Origin of the sequence: Paraburkholderia sp. 22098, assembly GCF_052045935.1 — a bacterium.
Lineage (GTDB): Bacteria > Pseudomonadota > Gammaproteobacteria > Burkholderiales > Burkholderiaceae > Paraburkholderia > Paraburkholderia caledonica.
The window spans coordinates 20,178-37,671 of sequence record NZ_JBQEPV010000008.1 but is presented as its reverse complement, the minus strand read 5'-3'; the positions used below and the strand labels follow the sequence as shown (position 1 = coordinate 37,671).

Below are 17,494 nucleotides of genomic sequence, written 5' to 3'. Positions count from 1 at the left end.
CGCAAATTGCAAAGCCCGTCCTGTATGATTATGCGGCTGTGTAAGAACCCGAAAACGCCACGCGGAAAATCCGAAAAATATTCCGGATCGCAATGATCCGTTTTGCTGAATATAGAAAAAATGACCGCATCTCAGGTTGTCGACGAACGTTACTTTCGCGGCATCGTCCGCCGCAACATCGCCTTACCTCTCTTTGTCGGCCTGATTACGATAGCCGTGTTCGTCGGGCTCATCGGATACCTGGTTTCCACCACGAATTGGGCCGAGCATTCCGAGCGCGTGGTCGGCAAGGCCAACGAAATGTTGCGGCTCGCCGTCGATCGCGAATCGTCGATGCGCGGCTTTCTGATCACCGGAAACGAAAGTTTTCTCGCGCAGTACGAAAACGGCGGACCGCAGTTCAAGGCGCAAATGGAAGACCTGCAGCGCCTCGTTGCCGATAATCCGCCGCAAGTCGAGAAGCTCAGGCAGATTCAGGCAATCCAGGACCGCTGGACTCGCTTCGCCGAAAGCATGATCGATGCGCGCCGCAGAATGCAGGACGTCACGAGTGCCGTGGCGAGCGGTCGCGGCAAGATGGAATTCGACGAGACTCGAAAGGAGTTCAACGATTTTCTCGAAGTCGAATTGCGCTTGCGTCAGGAGCGCAGCGAGGCATCGCGCCGCGTCACCGGGATACTGGTCAGCGTGTTCCTGATCTTCAGCATCGGCGTGAACGGTCTGCTTGCATGGATGGGCCGGCGCGAACTGCTCAACCTGGCGGGGACCTACGACAAAGCGATACGCCAGCAAGCCGAACAGACGGAAGCGCTGGAAAAGCAGGTCTGGTTGCGCTCCGGTCAACGCATGCTGGCCGAGCGAGTGGTTGGCGCGGCCACGCCGCAACTCGTCGGCCGTGCGATGCTCGACTGCCTTGCGCAGTACATGGAGGCTGCCGTCGGCGCCGTTTATGTGCGCGACAAGCGACACGGCACGTTGCGCCGCATCGCGACTTACGGCTTCAGCCGCGAGGGCGAGCAGGCCACCGGGCGCGATCTCAGCGAGGCCGACACGCTGGTCGGCGAGGCCGCACTCTCGCGCCGTATGGTCGTGATGCGCGACGTGCCGGAAAACTATGTGCAAGTCGTTTCTGCAACCGGCAAAGCTGCGCCGAAGAACCTGATCATCATGCCGATCAGGAGCGAAGGCGAAGTCAACGGCGTCGTGGAACTGGGTTTTATCCGCGCACTTGCGCCGCGCGACGAAGAGTTCATCGAATTCGTCAGCGACAGCATGGGCGATTTCATCGAAGCGGCGCTGTATCGCGAGCGCCTGCAAGATGCGCTGATCGAAACGCAGCAGTTGAACGAGGAGCTTCAGGTTCAGCAGGAGGAACTGCGTGTTTCGAATGAAGGGCTCGAAGAGCGCGGCCGCGCGCTGGTCGAATCGCAAACGCGCCTTGAAGCGCAGCAGGCCGAGCTCGAACAGACGAACGTGCAACTCGAGGAGTATGCGCAGCGCCTCGAGCGGCAGAAAGCGGATCTGCTGCGCGCACAGGACGACCTTGAGGCAAACGCCGAGCGCCTCGAGCAATCGAGCCGCTACAAATCCGAGTTCCTCGCCAACATGTCGCACGAGTTGCGCACGCCGCTGAACAGTTCGCTGATTCTCGCGAAGCTGTTGCAACAGAACCGCAGCGGCAATCTGACCGAGGAGCAGGTGCGCTATGCGGAAACCATCCACGCATCCAATAGCGACCTGCTGGTGCTGATCAACGACATTCTCGATCTGTCGAAGGTCGAGGCGGGGCAGGTGACAGTCGAACTCGAAACCGTGTCGCTCGACGCAACGCTGCAATCGCTCGAAGAGATGTTCAAGCCGATGGCGGATGCAAAGCACCTGAGCCTCGCGTTCGACCGCTCGCCGGGTGTGGCGGATACGTTCATCGGCGACGGCCAGCGTGTCACGCAGATATTGCGCAATCTGCTGTCCAACGCGGTGAAGTTCACCCAGCGCGGCGAGGTTGCGCTATCGGTCGCGCCTGCGGACGGCGACATGCTGCGTATCGATGTGCGCGATTCCGGCATCGGCATCGCCGCCGACAAGCTGGAGATGATTTTCGAAGCGTTCCAGCAAGCTGACGGATCCACCAGTCGGCAGTACGGCGGCAGCGGACTCGGCCTGTCCATTTCGCGGGAATTTGCGCGACTGATGGGCGGCCGGATCACCGTTGCCAGCGAAGTGGGCAAGGGTAGCGTCTTCACGCTGTGGTTGCCGCTCGACGCGCGCGCAGCGTTGGCGGCCGACGGGGAGAACACAGCCGCCGCGGCGGGTACGGCTACGGCAACCGCCGCGGCGCAGGGTCGGACGGCAGGCAACGCAGAGACCGCCGGTGACACGCGGGGCGAGCCGCTGCTTGCTGCTACGTCATGGAGCGGCGGTGCGTCGACGGTCATTACTCCGGCCAACGGATTGATGACAGAAGCGCGTCACAACGGAGCAAGCGTGGGGTATGTTAGCGATGCGGGGAGCGCGCCGGATTCGGCCGCGGCGTCGATTGCCGACGACCGCAACAACCGCACGCGTGCGGGCCGTCTGATCGTCGCGGTGGAAGACGACCTCGCGTTCGCCGAAATCCTTCGCGATCTCGTGCATGAACTCGACTTCGACTTCGTGCATGCGAGCAGCGCGGCGAGCGGTCTCGCTCTCGTGCGCGACATGCGCCCTGCGGCGGTGCTGCTCGACGTGGGCTTGCCGGATCGTTCGGGCCTCACCGTGCTCGAATGGCTGAAGAACGATCCGCTCACGCGTCATATTCCAATCCACATCGTGTCTGCCACTGACCACGCGGACAAGGCGCTGCATCTCGGCGCAATCGGCTATACGCTCAAGCCGACGGCGCGCTCCACGATGGAAGCCGCGATCCGCCGGCTCGAAGCGCGCTTGCAGCAGCACCTCAAACGCGTACTGGTGATCGAAGACGACGCAGCGATGCGCGAAAGCATCCGCGCGTTGCTGCAAAGTGAAAACACCGAGATTGTGGCGGTCGCCACGTTGGCCGAAGCGCTCGAACACATCGAAACTTTCTCGTTCGATTGCGTGGTAACCGATCTCGCGCTGCCCGACGGCACCGGCTACGATCTGCTGGAACGCCTGGCCGGAAACGCCGAGCATGCGTCATTGCCGGTGATCGTCTACACGGGGCGCATGCTCTCCGATGAAGACGAACACCGCCTGCGCCGCTATTCGAAATCCATCATTATCAAAGGCGCAAAGTCGCCCGAACGCCTGCTCGACGAAGTGACGCTGTTCCTGCACAGCGTGGAGTCGTCGCTCGCGCCGGAGCAGCAGCGCATGCTGCGCACCGTGCGGCAACGCGACAACGCCTTCGAAGGCCGCACGATCCTGCTTGCCGAAGACGACGTGCGCAATATCTTCGCACTCTCGCATGTGATCGAACCGCTCGGTGCGAAGTTGCAGATTGCGCGCAATGGCCGCGAAGCGCTCGAAGCGCTGGAAAACGGCCCCGAAGTGCATCTCATACTGATGGACATCATGATGCCGGAGATGGACGGTTTAACCGCGATGGGCGAGATTCGGCGCAATCCGCGCTTTGCGCATCTGCCGATCATCGCGTTGACGGCAAAGGCGATGGCGAACGATCGCCTGCGTTGTCTCGAAGCCGGCGCCGACGACTACGTGTCCAAGCCGATCGACGTGGACAAGCTCGTTGCGCTCTGCCGTGTCTGGCTGCGCCAACGCTGACAGGCTGAAACAACGGTCCAGACACGGAAAAGCAATGAGCCAGTTCGAACTAGACGCACGGCAACGCATGAGCGATTTCGACATCGAGTTGAAATTGCTGCTGGAGGCTATCTACCTCAAATACCAGCACGATTTCCGTCACTACGCGATGTCGTCGCTGCGTCGCCGTCTGTCTCAGGCACTGGATGAATTTGGACTGAGCACGTTATCGCAATTGCAGGACCGCATCATGCGCGATAGCGACCAGTTCTCGCGGCTGTTCCAATACCTCACTGTGCAGGTGAGCGATATGTTTCGCGATCCTGCGTATTTTCTCGCGCTGCGCGAGCACGTGTTGCCGCGTCTTCGCACGTATCCGTCCATCAAGGTGTGGGTGGCCGGTTGCAGCACCGGCGAGGAGTTGTGGTCGCTAAAAATTCTTTTCGACGAAGAGGGCTTGACCGAGCGCACGCTGTTCTATGCAACCGATATCAGCCCGGACGCGCTCGCGCGTGCCGAAGCAGGAATCTACGCGCTGGATCGCGTTCAGGGCTTCACGCAGAATTACCTCGCGGCCGGCGGCAAACGCTCGCTGTCGGATTATTATCACGCGGCCTATAACGGTGCGCGCTTTGCCGGTTCGCTCAAAGGCCGCGTGGTGTTCGCCGACCATAGCCTCTCGACCGACGAGGTCTTTCTCGAAGCGCATCTCGTGTCGTGCCGCAACGTGCTGATCTATTTCGATCGCGGTTTGCAGGACCGCGCGTTGGGACTCTTCGAGAATGCGCTGGTACGGCGCGGTTTTCTCGGTCTGGGCAGCAAGGAGACGCTGCGTTTTTCAAGCCATTACGAAGCCTTCGACGAGTTTCGTCCGGGCGAGCGTATTTACCAGAAACGCTGACACCACCGTGATCCCACGCACATCGATCCAGTCGCCCGAAGACGCTCCGCGAGGCGCGCGAAATGGGCGCACCTGCGAGCTCGTCCTGATCGGCGGCTCGGCAGGCGGCATGGAAGTCCTCAACCTGCTGCTTGCCGCGCTGCCAGCGAGTTTTGCGCCCGCCGTGATGGTCGTCATGCATCTGCCGCCCGATCCGCCGAGCTATCTCGTTCACGCGTTGGCGCACCGCTGCCTGCTTCCCGTGGTTGAGCCCGACGCGGGCGAACAGATCATGCCGGGCCGCGTGCATGTAGCACCGCCCGGTTATCACATGCTGGTGGAAGTGGACCGGACGGTTGCACTGTCAACGGATGCAGCAGTGCGCTTCTCCCGGCCTTCCATCGACGTGTTGTTCGAGTCCGCGGCGAGCGTCTATCGCGATCAATTGCTGGCCATGCTGCTCTCGGGCGCCAACGACGACGGCGCGCGCGGTCTGCAGCGAGTGCGCGCGTTCGGCGGCCTTACGTGGGTGCAGGCACCGGACACCGCCAGTTCGCCGGAAATGCCGCGTACCGCAATTGAACGCGGTGCGGCCGATTACATCTTCTCTCCCGAAACAATGGCACGGCAGCTTGCAGCTCTGCCGGCCTCTCTCTGACCCGATGCCATGTCGAACCCACCCGTGAACATTCTGATTGTCGACGACATCGCTCACAATATTACTGCGCTCAAGGCGTTGCTGACACGGCCAGACGTCGCCGTGCTGGTGGCCGATTCCGGCACCGCCGCGCTCGACCTGCTGCTCAAGCACGAAGTCGCGCTCGCGATTCTCGACGTCAACATGCCCGGCATGAACGGTTTCGAACTGGCGGCGCTGATGCGCGGCAGCCCTCGCACGACGCATGTGCCGATCATCTTTTTGACGGCAACCGCGCACGACGCGTCGCGCACGTTTCGCGGCTATGAAGCAGGCGCGGTCGATTTTCTCTACAAGCCGTTCGACCCGCGCATTCTGCAATCGAAGGTGGACGTGTTCGTTCAGCTCGAACAGCAGAAGCGCCAGCTTGCCGCGCAACTCGTGACCACGCGTCAGATGCTCGAAGCGAATGAGATGTTGATGGCGGTGCTTAGCCACGATCTGCGTACGCCGCTCGGCGCGGTGCTCGCGTCTGCGGAATATCTGATGCGCACCGCTGCCGACCCGCAATCGGCAACGGTTGCCGCGCGTGTGAAAAACAGTTCGCTGCGCATGGCGCGCATGGTCGAGCAGTTGCTGAACCTCGCGCGTCTGCAAGGCGGACGTCTGCCGTTGCAACCTCGTTCGATCGAACTCGCGACGCTATGCAGATCGGTCATCGACGAGTTTACTTCGCGCGAGAACGGCAAGCGTATCGTGTTCGCGAGCCGCGGTAACACGGCCGGCGCATGGGATACGGATCTCGTCTGGCAGGCAGTGTCGAATTTGGTGAGCAACGCGCTGCATCACGGCGCGGAAGGCGGCGACGTCAGCGTCGAGGTGGACGGCGAAGCCGCCGACTGCGTCCGCCTGAAGGTCGCCAATCGCGGCGTCATTCCCGCTGAAGTTTTCCCGCATCTGTTCAAGGCATTCGGCCCGAACAACAGCGGCTCCCGCTCACGCGAAGGCCTCGGGCTCGGTCTGCATATCGTGCAGGAGATTGCGCGGATGCACGGCGGTGGCGTCAGCGTGAAGTCGGACGAAGCGGACGGCACGGTGTTCACGATCGAACTCCCGCGAATGGTGACGCTGCAACGCGGCTCGTTCTCAGGGAAATAAGCGCGAACACAAATGCAGCGCGTAGGCGGCAACGGCGCTGCGAATACTGTCGTCGATACCAGCGCCGCGCTGTGCTACGCTTGGCGCAACACAATCCACGCCGCGCGAGCACGAAGCCATCATGCGTTCATGGCGCATTTCCCCGCCGCATCGAAGCGAACAGGTCAGCACCGCGCGTGCGGCCGAGCTCGTCATGTCGATTTCGCACGGCGACGCCGACTCGCTCGCCGCCAGCATGCTCAAAACCGTGGGCGATATGCTGCCGGTTTCGCAGTGCACCGTGTTTGCGTACGAATTCGACGCGCGACCGCGCACTATTTCCGCCGCCGATCATCGGGGCGGACGTTTTCTGCGCGACGTTGCAGACCGCTACGCGACGCACTTTTATGCACTGGACGGCAATAGGGCGATCATCGGAAACGCGCGCGGTGCGCGATCGAACGACGCGCTAGTTCTGCATCAGCAGCAAAGCGAAGAAATCCCGAACGAAGCGTATCGCGCAGCGTGCTACTCGCAGCCCAACGTATCCGACCGCTTGTCGCTGCTCCTGCAGCCCGTGGAAAACGTGTGGCTGTCCATCAACCTATACCGTGACCGCGCGTACGGCGCGTTCAGCGCGGGCGAGCTGGAACGGGTCGAGAGCCTCGCGCATCTGTTCGCGCACGCAGCGAAAGGGCATTACGCGCTTCATGGGCAGCATCAGGAAGGCCCGGCAGCGGCCATGCTTGCACGCATCAGACGAATCTGTCCCGCGCTTACGCCACGTGAGCTCGACGTGCTTCGCGGCACGCTCGAAGGCGCGACAGCGGTCGAGATCGCCGCGCAAATGGGCGTCAAGCCCACGAGCGTTATCACTTATCAGAAGCGTGCATACGCGCGGCTTGGCATTTCCAGTCAGAGGCAACTGTTCGCGCTGTGCTTAGCGCCTCAACGTGGCTGAGATTGGGATCTTTCCGAGCCGTACTCAACGCTTTTTCAACCGCGTCTCGCGCGTGCATCGGCTTGCGTCTCGCGGTCCCAGCGTTTGAGCCACGGCAACAGGAAATCAGCAAAGCCGGCCGCAGGCGGTGACAGCGCGCGTTCGGTCGAGCGATACACGCAAACCTCGCGGATGGTCTCCGGCTCGACGATCCGCTTCATGACCAGCCCGAAAGTGCGCGCAAGCGGTGCGACGTAGGCCGGCGCGAGCGTCACCGCAAGTCCGCGCGAAGCGATGCCGAAAGCGGTCGTCACGTTGTCCACCACATCGACTGGAACGATGCGTGCCTCGACCGGCAGGTTTGCAAGCATCTGGTCGACCGCGCGTTCGTGATCGCGGCCTGTAGCCACGATAGGTATATCGCGCAACTGCTGCCACTGCACACGCCTTCGCGTGCCGAGCGGATGCGACGGCGCGCACCACATCACCCACGGACTTGCGAATGCGGAGTCGCGGCGCACGCGTGCACCGCTTGGCCTGTCGGGGCCAACCGCGAGATCCACGTCCGCGCTCTCCACACGCTCCACGAGTTGCTCGACCACCGTGTCGCAAATGCGCACGACCACCTTCGGCTTGTCGCGCGCGTACTCGGCAATCGCCTCCGGCAACGCAGTGGACGCCAGCACCAGCGGCGCGCCGATCCGGACAATGCCGGCAGCGCGGTTGCGGATATCGTCGGCGGATTGGGCGGCAGCACGCACGTGACGCAACACGGATTCCGCCGACGCGAGGAAGTCTTGCCCCGCGCTCGACAGATTCACGCGCCGCGTGGTCCGGTCGAACAGGCGAAAGCCCAGTTCCGTTTCAAGCTCGGCGAGCAGTTGACTGACTGCCGACGAAGTGAGGCCGAGCCGCTGCGCCGCCGCGCCGATGCTTTGAAGATCGACAATGGCGAGAAACGCCTCGAATTGACGGATGGTGATGCGAGTAAGTGCCATCGCTCGATTCTAAAGAAAAACTTACGAATCGTGAAAAATCCGTTGATTGTGGATTGGGGCGCGTTCGTCGACACTTGTCCCAATCGACGGGAGCACGTAAAGACGCTTAGACTTTCAGTCTCGCCCGGCCGTCGACGCAATGTCGGCGCAACATCTCAGGGCTCCTTTCAAGGAAATGCCATGTTTGAACATATCCCCGCTTATCCCGGCGATCCGATTCTGAGTCTCAACGAAGACTTCCAGCTCGATCCACGCCAGAACAAAGTCAACCTGAGCATCGGCATCTATTTCGACGACGCCGGCAAGCTGCCCGTCATGGACGCGGTGCGCCGCGCGGAAACCGCGTTGCTCGACGCAATCGGCCCGCGTTCCTATCTGCCGATGGCGGGCTTGCCGCTCTATCGCGAGACCGCACAGGCGCTGGTATTCGGCGAAGACAGCGAGGCGCGCGCCGCGGGCCGCATCGCGACGTTGCAGACCATTGGCGGCTCCGGCGCGCTCAAAGTCGGCGCCGATTTCCTGCGACGCTATTTTCCCGGTTCGCAAATGTGGATCAGCGACCCGAGTTGGGAGAATCACCGCGTCGTATTCGAGGGCGCGGGCCTAACGGTCAACACCTATCCGTATTACGACGAACAGACGGGCGGCCTGCGTTTCGCCGATATGATCGACACGATCGACCGTTTGCCCGAGCGCAGTGTCGTGTTGCTGCATGCGTGCTGCCACAACCCCACCGGCGTCGATCTCAGCGTCGAGCAATGGACCGAACTCGTGCCGGTGCTGCAGCGTCGCAAGCTAATCGCGTTTGTCGATATGGCTTACCAGGGCTTTGGCGCGGGCCTCGAAGAAGACGCAGCTTGCGTTCGTATGCTGGCCGAGGCCGGCGTACCGCTGATCGCAGCCAATTCGTTCTCGAAGAATTTTTCGCTGTACGGCGAGCGGTGCGGCGCACTGAGCGTTGTCTGCAAGAACGCCGACGAAGCGAGCCGCGTGCTCGGTCAGCTGATGTCCGCCGTGCGCGCGAACTACAGCAATCCGCCGACGCACGGCGCGCGCCTCGTCGCGAACGTGCTGTCCGATGTGTCGTTACGCGCTTCGTGGGAAGCGGAACTCGCCAGCATGCGCGAACGCATTCTTGCGATGCGCGGCACGATTCACGCGGGGCTCGCCGGCCGCGTCGATGAAGTGATGCGTGCACGTTACGTCGCGCAACGCGGCATGTTCACCTATACGGGCTTGACCGCAAGCCAGGTCGAGCGTTTGCGCGACGAACACGCGGTGTACGTTTTGCGCTCAGGGCGCATGTGCGTAGCAGGCTTGAATGCGCGCAATGCGGACTACGTCGCATCGTCCATTGCCGTGGTCGTATCGGGCACATAACGGCGGCACGTAACGACGGCACGTAACGACGGCACGTAACGACGGCACGTAACGACGGCGCATAACGGCAGATACGCACATTTGCAGCCAGCAGATAACCATGGAGAGATCGATGACGACACTTGATGTGCCAGTGGCGAGTGCGCCGAAGAGCACCGGAATGCACCCCGACGAATGGCAGTCGCGCGTTCAGCTGGCTGCGTGCTACCGGATTTTCGACATGCTCGGGTGGACCGAGATGATCTACAACCACATCACGTTGCGTGTGCCGGAAAGCGTGAGCGGCGGCGAGCGGCAGTTCCTGATCAATCCGTTCGGCTTGCACTACAGCGAAGTCACGGCGAGCAATCTCGTGAAGATCGACGCGCAGGGCCGCGTGCTGGACGACTCGCGTTATCCCGTCAATCCGGCCGGCTTCGTCGTGCACGCGGCGATCCACGAAGGCGTGCCCGACGCGCATTGTGTGATGCACACACACACCACGGCGGGCGTCGCGGTGGCGTGTCTCGAAGACGGCTTGCAGCAGACCAATTTTTACAGCGCTCAGTTGCACGACCGGATCGCGTATCACGATTTCGAGGGCATCACCGTGCATGCGGAAGAAGGGCCGCGGCTCGTCGAACATATCGGCAACCGGCAGGCGGTGATTCTGCGCAACCACGGACTGCTTGCGTGGGGCCGCACGTTGCCGCAGACTTTTGCGATTCTCTGGACACTGAACCGCGCGTGCGAAATTCAGATGGCGACGTTCTCGATGGGCAAGGCGCGGCCGGTCCCCGAAGAAGTGGCGATCCGCTGCTCGCGCGACGCGCTCCAGTTCGATCCGCGTCACGGCGCGGGGCAGGATGTGTACGATGCGCTGGTGCGTCGCGTGGAACGCATCGACGCGAGTTACAAGGAATGAATCAATGAAAGCAGTGATTTACGGCGCAGGCGCGATTGGCGGATGGATGGGCGTGAAGCTCGCGGAGGCGGGCCATGATATCGGCGTGGTGGCACGCGGCGCGACGCTCGCCGCGTTGCGCGAGCATGGCCTGCGTTTGATCGAAGGCGGCGAGACGCAGACGGTTCGCGTGAGAGCGGTCGAAGATCCCGCGGAACTCGGTGTTCAGGATCTCGTGGTGGTGGCGGTCAAGGGTCCTGCCATGGCGTCGGTGGCCGCGCATATCGCGCCGCTGCTCGGGCCGCAAACCCTCGTGCTCACCGCCATGAACGGCGTGCCGTGGTGGTTCTGCGACGGGCTCGGCGGCGATTTCGCGGGCAAGCGGCTCAAGTCGGTCGATCCCGACGGCGCCATCGCCGCGGCGATTCCGGGCGAGCAGACGGTCGGCTGCGTGGTGCATGCGAGCTGCCTCGTCGAGGCGCCTGGCGTGATCCGGCATCATCAGGGCAATGGGTTGATCGTCGGCGAGGCTGCCGGCCGGCCGAGCGAACGCGTCAAGGCGTTGACCGAAGCGCTCGTCGCCGCGGGCTTCAATGCGTCGATGTCGGACCAGATCCAGCGCGATGTCTGGTACAAGCTCTGGGGCAACATGACAATGAACCCCATCAGCGCAATGACCGGCGCGACTACCGACCGCATTCTCAGCGACGAACTGGTGCGCAACTTCGTCACGAGCATCATGCTCGAAGCGAAGGAGATCGGCGCGCGCTTCGGCATTCCGATCGATCAGGCGCCGCAGGACCGGCATGCGGTCACGCTCAAACTCGGTGCGATGAAAACGTCGATGCTGCAAGACGTAGAGGCGCGCAAGCCGGTGGAACTGGACGCACTCGTGAGCGCGGTGCGCGAACTCGGACAACTGACCGGTGTTCAAACGCCGTACACGGACGCGCTGCTCGGTCTCGCGCGTTTGCATGCGAGCACGCTGGGTTTGTACTGAAGCCGGTATAGCCGATCTAGCAGATATAGCAGTAGTGCTTCGCTGAAGCAGAAAGCCGCCGCGGGTCAACTCGCGGCGGCTTTTTTGCGCCTGGTTCGTCGTGCTCTCTTCAACCTATGTCGCCGTGACTGCTCCCGGCGAAGGCAGGCGAGCTGCCTCGATCAGGGACAAAGCGCGTTGCGTGTCATCGAGTTCGGTCATGCAGAGCAGTGCAAGGCGGGCGAGATACAGCGGTGCCTGCGCTTCACCTTCGGCCGTGATGTTCTGGCAAAGCGTCGTATAGATGCGCTCGAGATCGATATCGGTCATGACTGTCTCTCCTTGCTCCGAATGTTCAGTGCGGCGATAAGCGCGCTGTGTGTCGCGGCTGCCGTGCCGTCGCGCCAGCGCGCGAGCACATGGCCATCCGGGCGGATCAGATAGACGGTGCCCGGTGTTGCGTCGAGCATGTGATGCAGGCGGCCGTTGTGATCGATAACGGCAGTGCTGTGTGCACCCAGCTTGACGTTCGTGTCGACGACGATGATCGTGTTGAATGGAATCGCACGACTCTTCAGATCGTCCCGTATACGCTGCCACTCGGCATCTTGCGAAGAATCCATGCCGAAGCGCAGCGCCGTGAAACAGGGTGCCAGCAGATCGGTAACGTGCATATCGACCCTCTTGCCGTCGCTAATGCGCTGCAGCCTGCACTCCGGTAACACGCTGCCAGGCGCGGGACCGCTGGCAAATCGGCTCGCCACGGGCACTGCGCCGGCCGCCTGCACGCCGTCTGCCGCAACGCGATTGAGCGGCGATTCGACATACGCGATCGGGTGCGTTTGCCGCGGATTGATCAGCGGCCGCACAGCGGGATGATGTTCGGCGAGCCCCAGCACCGCTGTTCTCATCAACTCGAACCCGAACGTGGGCGGCGCCATGAACTCGGTGCTTTTCATCCCGTAGCTCAGGTTCTCGCGCGCGGCGAACACGCGCTCGTCGCTATAACTGTCGAGCAGATCGGGCGATGCAATGCCGTTGACCACGCAGCCGAGTTTCCAGCCGAGGTTGTCGGCGTCGTCAATGCCCGAATTGGCGCCGCGCACACCGAAGATCGGCACAAGATGCGCCGCGTCGCCGGCGAACAGTATCGAGCCGTGGCGATAACGCTCCAATGTCAACGCGTTTGCCTTGTAGACAGTGATCCAGATCGGTGACCATTCGCCCGTTTCGCCCATTGCGTCGAGTACGCTCTGAACGCGCGGAATTACGTTATCCGGCTCGATGGCTGCCTGTGGATCTTCGTCGTCGCGAAGCTGGTAGTCGATACGCCAAACGTCGTCCGGCTGTTTGTGCACGAGCACCGTGGAACCGGGATTCGACGGCGGATCGAAGTAGGCGAGACGTTCGGTCGCGCGCTCGCTGTGCAAGGCGATATCGACGATCACGTAGCGACCTTCGTACGTAGTGCCGGTGAGCTTCAGACCGAGCGCTTCACGCACGGTGCTGCGCCCGCCGTCGCACGCGACGACCCAGTCGGCGTGCATGCGCCACGCGGTGTCGCCGGTACGGAGCGCGAGTGTTGCGCCACGCTGGGCGTCGGAACCGTCGGATTGCTCGATGCCGGTCATGCGAGTTTGCCAGCGGATGTCGATGAGATCCGCATGCCGCTCCAGTTCGTCGAGCAGGAACTGCTCGATCTGGTATTGCGCGATGTTGATCATCGGCGGCAACGATTGCTCGTCGTCCTGATGCATCGTGAAGCGGAACACTTCGGTGTCGCGATAGAAGCTACGGCCTCCCGTCCACGGCAGGCCTTTTTGCAGGAAGCCTTGCACGGCGCCGAGGCGCTTGAATATTTCGAGGCTGCGCCGCGAAATGCAGATTGCGCGGCTGCCGGTGCATACGCTGTCGTCGGCCTCGATCAGCACCGAGCGCACGCCTTGCCGGGCGAGGGCGAGCGCGAGCGTCATGCCGACCGGCCCGCCGCCGACTATCGCCACGGGCCGCCGCACGGGATCGTTTCCGTCGATGAGCGGAGGCGCCGCGCCCTCGTAATGGCGCGGCGCAAAGGGGTAGGGTTTGAAACTGCGCGTCATGCATGTCTCCTCGATTTTCGCCGCGTTTTCGGGTGCGCCGCGCCTGTGAGTGTTTTAGACGCGCGGCGATACGAAAAAAGCGATGAGCGAAGTATGGAGGAGAGCTTACGCGCGCCTGTCCTCATTTTGGGTACAGGCGCGCCACGATTCGATCCACGCTAACGGGCGCGCGGTAGGCCCATCACCGTGCTCAATCCGCGCTGCTCGCCACGTGCGAATGCTGACGCGTGTGCAGCGACGACGCGGCCAACTGGCATTCCTCGATCATCGCGCGGAAGGTCGGTGCCGAATGTGAAGCGGCAGTCGCACCCGTTCCTGTCTCATGCCCGTTTTCCGCGGTGCCGCCGACGCCGACCACGAGCGCCGCTCTCGGCCGCCATTGGCGTGTGCGTCGAAGCATATTGCGCAGATACGGCGGCGATTCCGGAGCGTCGAGCGTGACGATGCAGATGATCGGCGCATTCTTGTAGCTCGGCTCGTCGGCGTGCGCGCTGCGGTAGCCCGAGTGCGTCGCCATGATCGGCGCAAAACCGAAGCGTCCGAGCAGTTGCACCGCGATGGCCGTCGTGACTTCGTCGAACGCGCCCCGTCCGGGCACGCAGAGCACCGCCGCTTTTTCGCTGTCACTCTGTGGTGAAGCATGCGCTCGCGTCGCACTATCGTTCCGCTCGGAAAGATCCGCTGAGGAAGCCGCGACGAGCGCTTCTGGAGACTCGGCGCGGGTCAGCCGGTCCGGCAAACCATCGGCGATTTCCAGATTTTCGACGATGTCCACCAGCGCTTCGTTCACGCGGGCCAACTGGTCCGGCATCAGGACGCCGCGCATCGCGTCGTTGCGCGCGAGCTTGAGTCCTTCGAGCGCGACGGTGTCGTAGTAGTCGATTAGCGACATCTCGCGCAGCAGACGCTCCGCCTGCACGATCGCCTCATGCGGATCGTCCGCAAGAAGCCGCTGATAGAAGTTCTGCGCGGGCGTGAGCGCCGGCTGGTCGCCGAGCAGCACCGTTAGAAAGTTCAGACGATCGGCGTAGCGCCCAAGCGTCACGACGCACAGCGTGAGCGGCGTGGACAGCACGAGGCCGATCGGCCCCCACAGCCAGCTCCAGAAAATCGCCGCGACGACCACCGCGAGCGGCGACAGCCCCGAACGGTGGCCGTACAGCAGCGGCTCCGCGATCTGCCCGGCGACCACATCCACGACGATAAAAAGAATCAGTGTGTAGACCGCCATCGTCCATTGCGGCTGGATGGCTGCCGCGAGAAACACCGCGAGAATCGCCGCGATCCAGATGCCGATATATGGCACGAAGCGCAGCAGCGCCGCTATCACGCCGAACAGCAACGCGCCTGGCACGCCGATGATAGCGAGCCCGATGGCAATCACACCGCCTGCGCTCAGGTTCACGCCGAGTTGCGCGACAAAATAGCGGCTCAGGCGCACCGCGGCGTCGTTGATGGCTGTCGTCGTGCGATGCAAATCGCGAGAGCCGAAGAGGCTGATCAGGCGGTCGCGCAGGTCCTCGCGCTGCAGCAGAATGAAGATCGTGACCACCAGCACGATGAAGGTGGTTTCAATCGGCGCGATGGCTGGCGACAGCGCACGCTGCGCGAGTTGCAACGGCGTGGGCGAAGGCTCGTGGACTTCGACAGGCGTGGGCACAGCAGGGGCGTTGCGCGCGGCCCGGCCAGTGGGTCGCGGCGGCGGCTTCGAAGGCGCAACGCGTTGCAGCGTGGCCGCCGCGCGGCTCATCAGCGAATCGGCGCGGCCGATCGTTTTCTCCTGCACGGTTTCGATCTTGCGTTCGATGGCGACCTGGTACTGCGGCAGGTCGCCCGCCAGTTGAACGAGCTGCGCGCCGATCAGCGCCCCCACGGCGAGCAGTGCGGCCAGGGCGAACAGCACCGCGATGAAAATGGACGGCAACTGGCCCATATGCAGCCGCCGCAACATCTGCACGAGCGGCGCGAGCAGAAAACTGAGCAGCACGGAGAGCGTGATCGGAATCAGCACCGCGCGGCCGAAGTAAAGCGCGCAGACCACCACCACGCCGGTAATCACCGACGCGAGACCATGCAAACTCGGAGCGGCGGGCGGATAAACGCGGTTCGACCGCCCATGCGGCGGTAAGGATATTTTCATGAGCACACTGTCCGTTTGAGTGGCGCGGCCGCGTCCGCGGTCGCTTGTAGTCTCGCGCGCGGTAGATGCGGCGGCGGCACGGTGCCGTATGGGCCACTGCGGCTGAGCAAACCCTATGCCTGGATTGTAGGCGCTTTGCGTCGCGGTTCGCCAGAACTGCCGGCTCAGCCGATATGCATGCGCAGCAAGTCGAATACTAGCGAGCTTCCATAGAGCAGCAAGCCGATGAAGCCGCCGACCACGGTCCCGTTGATGCGGATATATTGCAGGTCCTTGCCGATGTTCAGTTCGATCTGCCGCGACATCTCATGCGGGTCCCAGTTCTTCACGGTGTCGCTGATATGCCGTGTGAGGAATTGCGCGAACTCGGGCGCCATTGCGCGTGCTGCGTCTTCGAGGTGATCGTTGAGCGACTGGCGCAGCGCCGGGTCGTTCGCGAGTTCGCGGCCCACCCATTGGCCCGCCGCCACGACTCGCGCATGCAACGCCGAGTCGCTGCTTTGCAGATCGCGCTTGAGCCACGCGCGAAGTTCGCCCCACATGTCCTTCACATACAAGGCGAGCGCTTCGCCTTCCACCAGATAACGCTTGAATTCCTCGCCTTTTTCCAGAAAGGCCGGATCGCTTTTGAGCTTGACGATCAGCTTGTGCGCGGCGTCGTCGAACTTCTGGCGCAACTGGTGTGTGGGGTTTTCGCTGACCTGTTCGAGCATCCGGTTCACCGCGTTCGCGATAGTCTCGGCACCTTTCTCGCCGAGCCACGCGGAGGGCAGGATTTTTTCCATCTTCGGATACTCGCTCTTGACCCAATCGACGATACGTTCCGCAATGAACTGGCGCGCCTGCGGTTCGCGCAGCAATGCGACGACCTGTTCGATGCCCGCGTCGAGAAGTTCCTGGTGGCGGCCGTCTTTGGTGAGCGTGTCGAGAATCGAGCCCATTGACTGCGAGAGGTCGACCTTGGCGAGCACATCGCGCAATGCGTCCTTGATGAACACCTGAATGCGCACGTCGTCGGTCAGATCGAGAATGCCGCTCGTCAGCTTCACGACGTAATTGCCGAGGCGCGCGGTGTTGGCGGGCTCGGTCAGCCAGCGCGTGATGCTCTGTGCCGGATCGTGCTTCTTGATCAGACCGACGAGCGACGGCACGTCGAGAAACTTGTCCTGCACGAACACGGCGAGGTTGTCGGCAATCTTGTGCTTGTTGCGCGGAATGATCGCCGTGTGAGCCGATACCACTGGAATCGGCACGCGCCTGAACAGCGCAGCGACTGCGAACCAGTCGGCGAGGGCGCCGACCATCGCGGCTTCGGCCACTGCCTTGATACCGTCGATCCAGACGCCGCGCGGCATCAATGCCGTGACGACGAAAACGCAGGCCGCCGCGGCAAGGAGCAGCAGCGGCGTGCGTTTGGCCTTCTTCAGTTCGAGTGCTTTATTCATCGGCGAGAGAGCCAAGGTCCGGAAACGCGAGTTTAGCGCCGCGCGCCGCGCGGTGTGTAGGGCGATTCGAGCCGCGCTGAATGATGCCGGATGATCGCGAATGACGTTGAAGAGCGCGGAATCGCGCCGCTTGAACGCGATCCGGCCGTATCGGTCGCTGTTTGCGCCGCCGGCGCGGTAACATCGAGGGTTGAACCACGGCGGCGTGAGCAGCATGCGCCGCGCGGCAATGCATTTGAACGCAATGGAGGCA

Annotated in this window: 13 protein-coding genes; 8 read left to right on the top strand and 5 right to left on the bottom strand. The window is 62.7% G+C overall.

What is annotated here, in order from left to right; translation table 11 throughout:
- Positions 1–120: 120 nt before the first annotated feature.
- From ACTJLB_RS17925 to ACTJLB_RS17905, 5 genes are all read left to right on the top strand, one after another.
- The gene (locus tag ACTJLB_RS17925) at positions 121–3,744 is read left to right on the top strand and encodes a response regulator (protein ID WP_440784039.1); all 3,624 of its coding nucleotides are present in this window, start codon (positions 121–123) and stop codon (positions 3,742–3,744) included.
- Between the two features lie 34 nt (positions 3,745–3,778).
- The gene (locus ACTJLB_RS17920) at positions 3,779–4,624 is read left to right on the top strand and encodes a CheR family methyltransferase (RefSeq protein ID WP_020067912.1); all 846 of its coding nucleotides are present in this window, start codon (positions 3,779–3,781) and stop codon (positions 4,622–4,624) included.
- Positions 4,625–4,631: 7 nt separating this feature from the next.
- On the top strand, positions 4,632–5,261 hold the full coding sequence (locus ACTJLB_RS17915; RefSeq protein WP_440784037.1) for a chemotaxis protein CheB: 630 nt from the start codon (positions 4,632–4,634) through the stop codon (positions 5,259–5,261).
- Positions 5,262–5,270: 9 nt separating this feature from the next.
- Positions 5,271–6,398, top strand: coding sequence for a hybrid sensor histidine kinase/response regulator (locus ACTJLB_RS17910; RefSeq protein ID WP_027804612.1), 1,128 nt, complete (start codon positions 5,271–5,273; stop codon positions 6,396–6,398).
- A gap of 121 nt (positions 6,399–6,519) precedes the next feature.
- Positions 6,520–7,338, top strand: a complete 819-nt coding sequence (locus tag ACTJLB_RS17905; RefSeq protein ID WP_440784036.1) for a helix-turn-helix transcriptional regulator — start codon at positions 6,520–6,522, stop codon at positions 7,336–7,338.
- A gap of 35 nt (positions 7,339–7,373) precedes the next feature.
- Here ACTJLB_RS17905 and ACTJLB_RS17900 read toward each other — a convergent pair whose 3' ends face one another.
- Complete coding sequence (locus tag ACTJLB_RS17900) at positions 7,374–8,315, bottom strand: LysR family transcriptional regulator (protein ID WP_088173728.1); 942 nt, start codon at positions 8,313–8,315, stop codon at positions 7,374–7,376.
- A 180-nt stretch (positions 8,316–8,495) separates the two neighbouring features.
- Here ACTJLB_RS17900 and ACTJLB_RS17895 point away from each other — a divergent pair, with 180 nt between their 5' ends.
- From ACTJLB_RS17895 to ACTJLB_RS17885, 3 genes are all read left to right on the top strand, one after another.
- Positions 8,496–9,695 carry an amino acid aminotransferase gene (locus ACTJLB_RS17895; protein ID WP_440784035.1) on the top strand — a complete coding sequence of 400 codons (1,200 nt, stop codon included), beginning with the start codon at positions 8,496–8,498 and terminating at the stop codon, positions 9,693–9,695.
- Between the two features lie 112 nt (positions 9,696–9,807).
- On the top strand, positions 9,808–10,599 hold the full coding sequence (locus ACTJLB_RS17890; RefSeq protein WP_440784034.1) for a class II aldolase/adducin family protein: 792 nt from the start codon (positions 9,808–9,810) through the stop codon (positions 10,597–10,599).
- A gap of 4 nt (positions 10,600–10,603) precedes the next feature.
- The gene (locus tag ACTJLB_RS17885) at positions 10,604–11,578 is read left to right on the top strand and encodes a 2-dehydropantoate 2-reductase (protein ID WP_440784033.1); all 975 of its coding nucleotides are present in this window, start codon (positions 10,604–10,606) and stop codon (positions 11,576–11,578) included.
- Positions 11,579–11,692: 114 nt separating this feature from the next.
- Here ACTJLB_RS17885 and ACTJLB_RS17880 read toward each other — a convergent pair whose 3' ends face one another.
- From ACTJLB_RS17880 to ACTJLB_RS17865, 4 genes are all read right to left on the bottom strand, one after another.
- Positions 11,693–11,887: a hypothetical protein gene (locus tag ACTJLB_RS17880; protein ID WP_440784032.1), complete on the bottom strand. Its 195-nt coding sequence runs from the start codon at positions 11,885–11,887 to the stop codon at positions 11,693–11,695.
- Positions 11,884–13,656, bottom strand: a complete 1,773-nt coding sequence (locus ACTJLB_RS17875; protein ID WP_440784031.1) for an FAD-dependent oxidoreductase — start codon at positions 13,654–13,656, stop codon at positions 11,884–11,886. Before ACTJLB_RS17875 ends, ACTJLB_RS17880 begins: the two co-directional genes overlap by 4 nt.
- 190 nt (positions 13,657–13,846) lie before the next feature.
- The gene (locus ACTJLB_RS17870) at positions 13,847–15,796 is read right to left on the bottom strand and encodes an AI-2E family transporter (RefSeq protein ID WP_440784030.1); all 1,950 of its coding nucleotides are present in this window, start codon (positions 15,794–15,796) and stop codon (positions 13,847–13,849) included.
- Between the two features lie 164 nt (positions 15,797–15,960).
- Positions 15,961–17,241: a DUF445 domain-containing protein gene (locus tag ACTJLB_RS17865; protein ID WP_408173274.1), complete on the bottom strand. Its 1,281-nt coding sequence runs from the start codon at positions 17,239–17,241 to the stop codon at positions 15,961–15,963.
- Positions 17,242–17,494 lie beyond the last annotated feature (253 nt).

Excerpts from the sequence above, each read along its gene's own strand:
- ACTJLB_RS17925 (WP_440784039.1), top strand. The coding sequence starts at position 121 with ATGACCGCATCTCAGGTTGTCGACGAACGTTACTTTCGCGGCATCGTC.
- ACTJLB_RS17920 (WP_020067912.1), top strand. The coding sequence starts at position 3,779 with ATGAGCCAGTTCGAACTAGACGCACGGCAACGCATGAGCGATTTCGAC.
- ACTJLB_RS17910 (WP_027804612.1), top strand. The coding sequence starts at position 5,271 with ATGTCGAACCCACCCGTGAACATTCTGATTGTCGACGACATCGCTCAC.
- ACTJLB_RS17905 (WP_440784036.1), top strand. The coding sequence starts at position 6,520 with ATGCGTTCATGGCGCATTTCCCCGCCGCATCGAAGCGAACAGGTCAGC.
- ACTJLB_RS17900 (WP_088173728.1), bottom strand. The coding sequence starts at position 8,315 with ATGGCACTTACTCGCATCACCATCCGTCAATTCGAGGCGTTTCTCGCC.
- ACTJLB_RS17895 (WP_440784035.1), top strand. The coding sequence starts at position 8,496 with ATGTTTGAACATATCCCCGCTTATCCCGGCGATCCGATTCTGAGTCTC.
- ACTJLB_RS17890 (WP_440784034.1), top strand. The coding sequence starts at position 9,808 with ATGACGACACTTGATGTGCCAGTGGCGAGTGCGCCGAAGAGCACCGGA.
- ACTJLB_RS17885 (WP_440784033.1), top strand. The coding sequence starts at position 10,604 with ATGAAAGCAGTGATTTACGGCGCAGGCGCGATTGGCGGATGGATGGGC.
- ACTJLB_RS17880 (WP_440784032.1), bottom strand. The coding sequence starts at position 11,887 with ATGACCGATATCGATCTCGAGCGCATCTATACGACGCTTTGCCAGAAC.
- ACTJLB_RS17875 (WP_440784031.1), bottom strand. The coding sequence starts at position 13,656 with ATGACGCGCAGTTTCAAACCCTACCCCTTTGCGCCGCGCCATTACGAG.
- ACTJLB_RS17870 (WP_440784030.1), bottom strand. The coding sequence starts at position 15,796 with ATGAAAATATCCTTACCGCCGCATGGGCGGTCGAACCGCGTTTATCCG.
- ACTJLB_RS17865 (WP_408173274.1), bottom strand. The coding sequence starts at position 17,241 with ATGAATAAAGCACTCGAACTGAAGAAGGCCAAACGCACGCCGCTGCTG.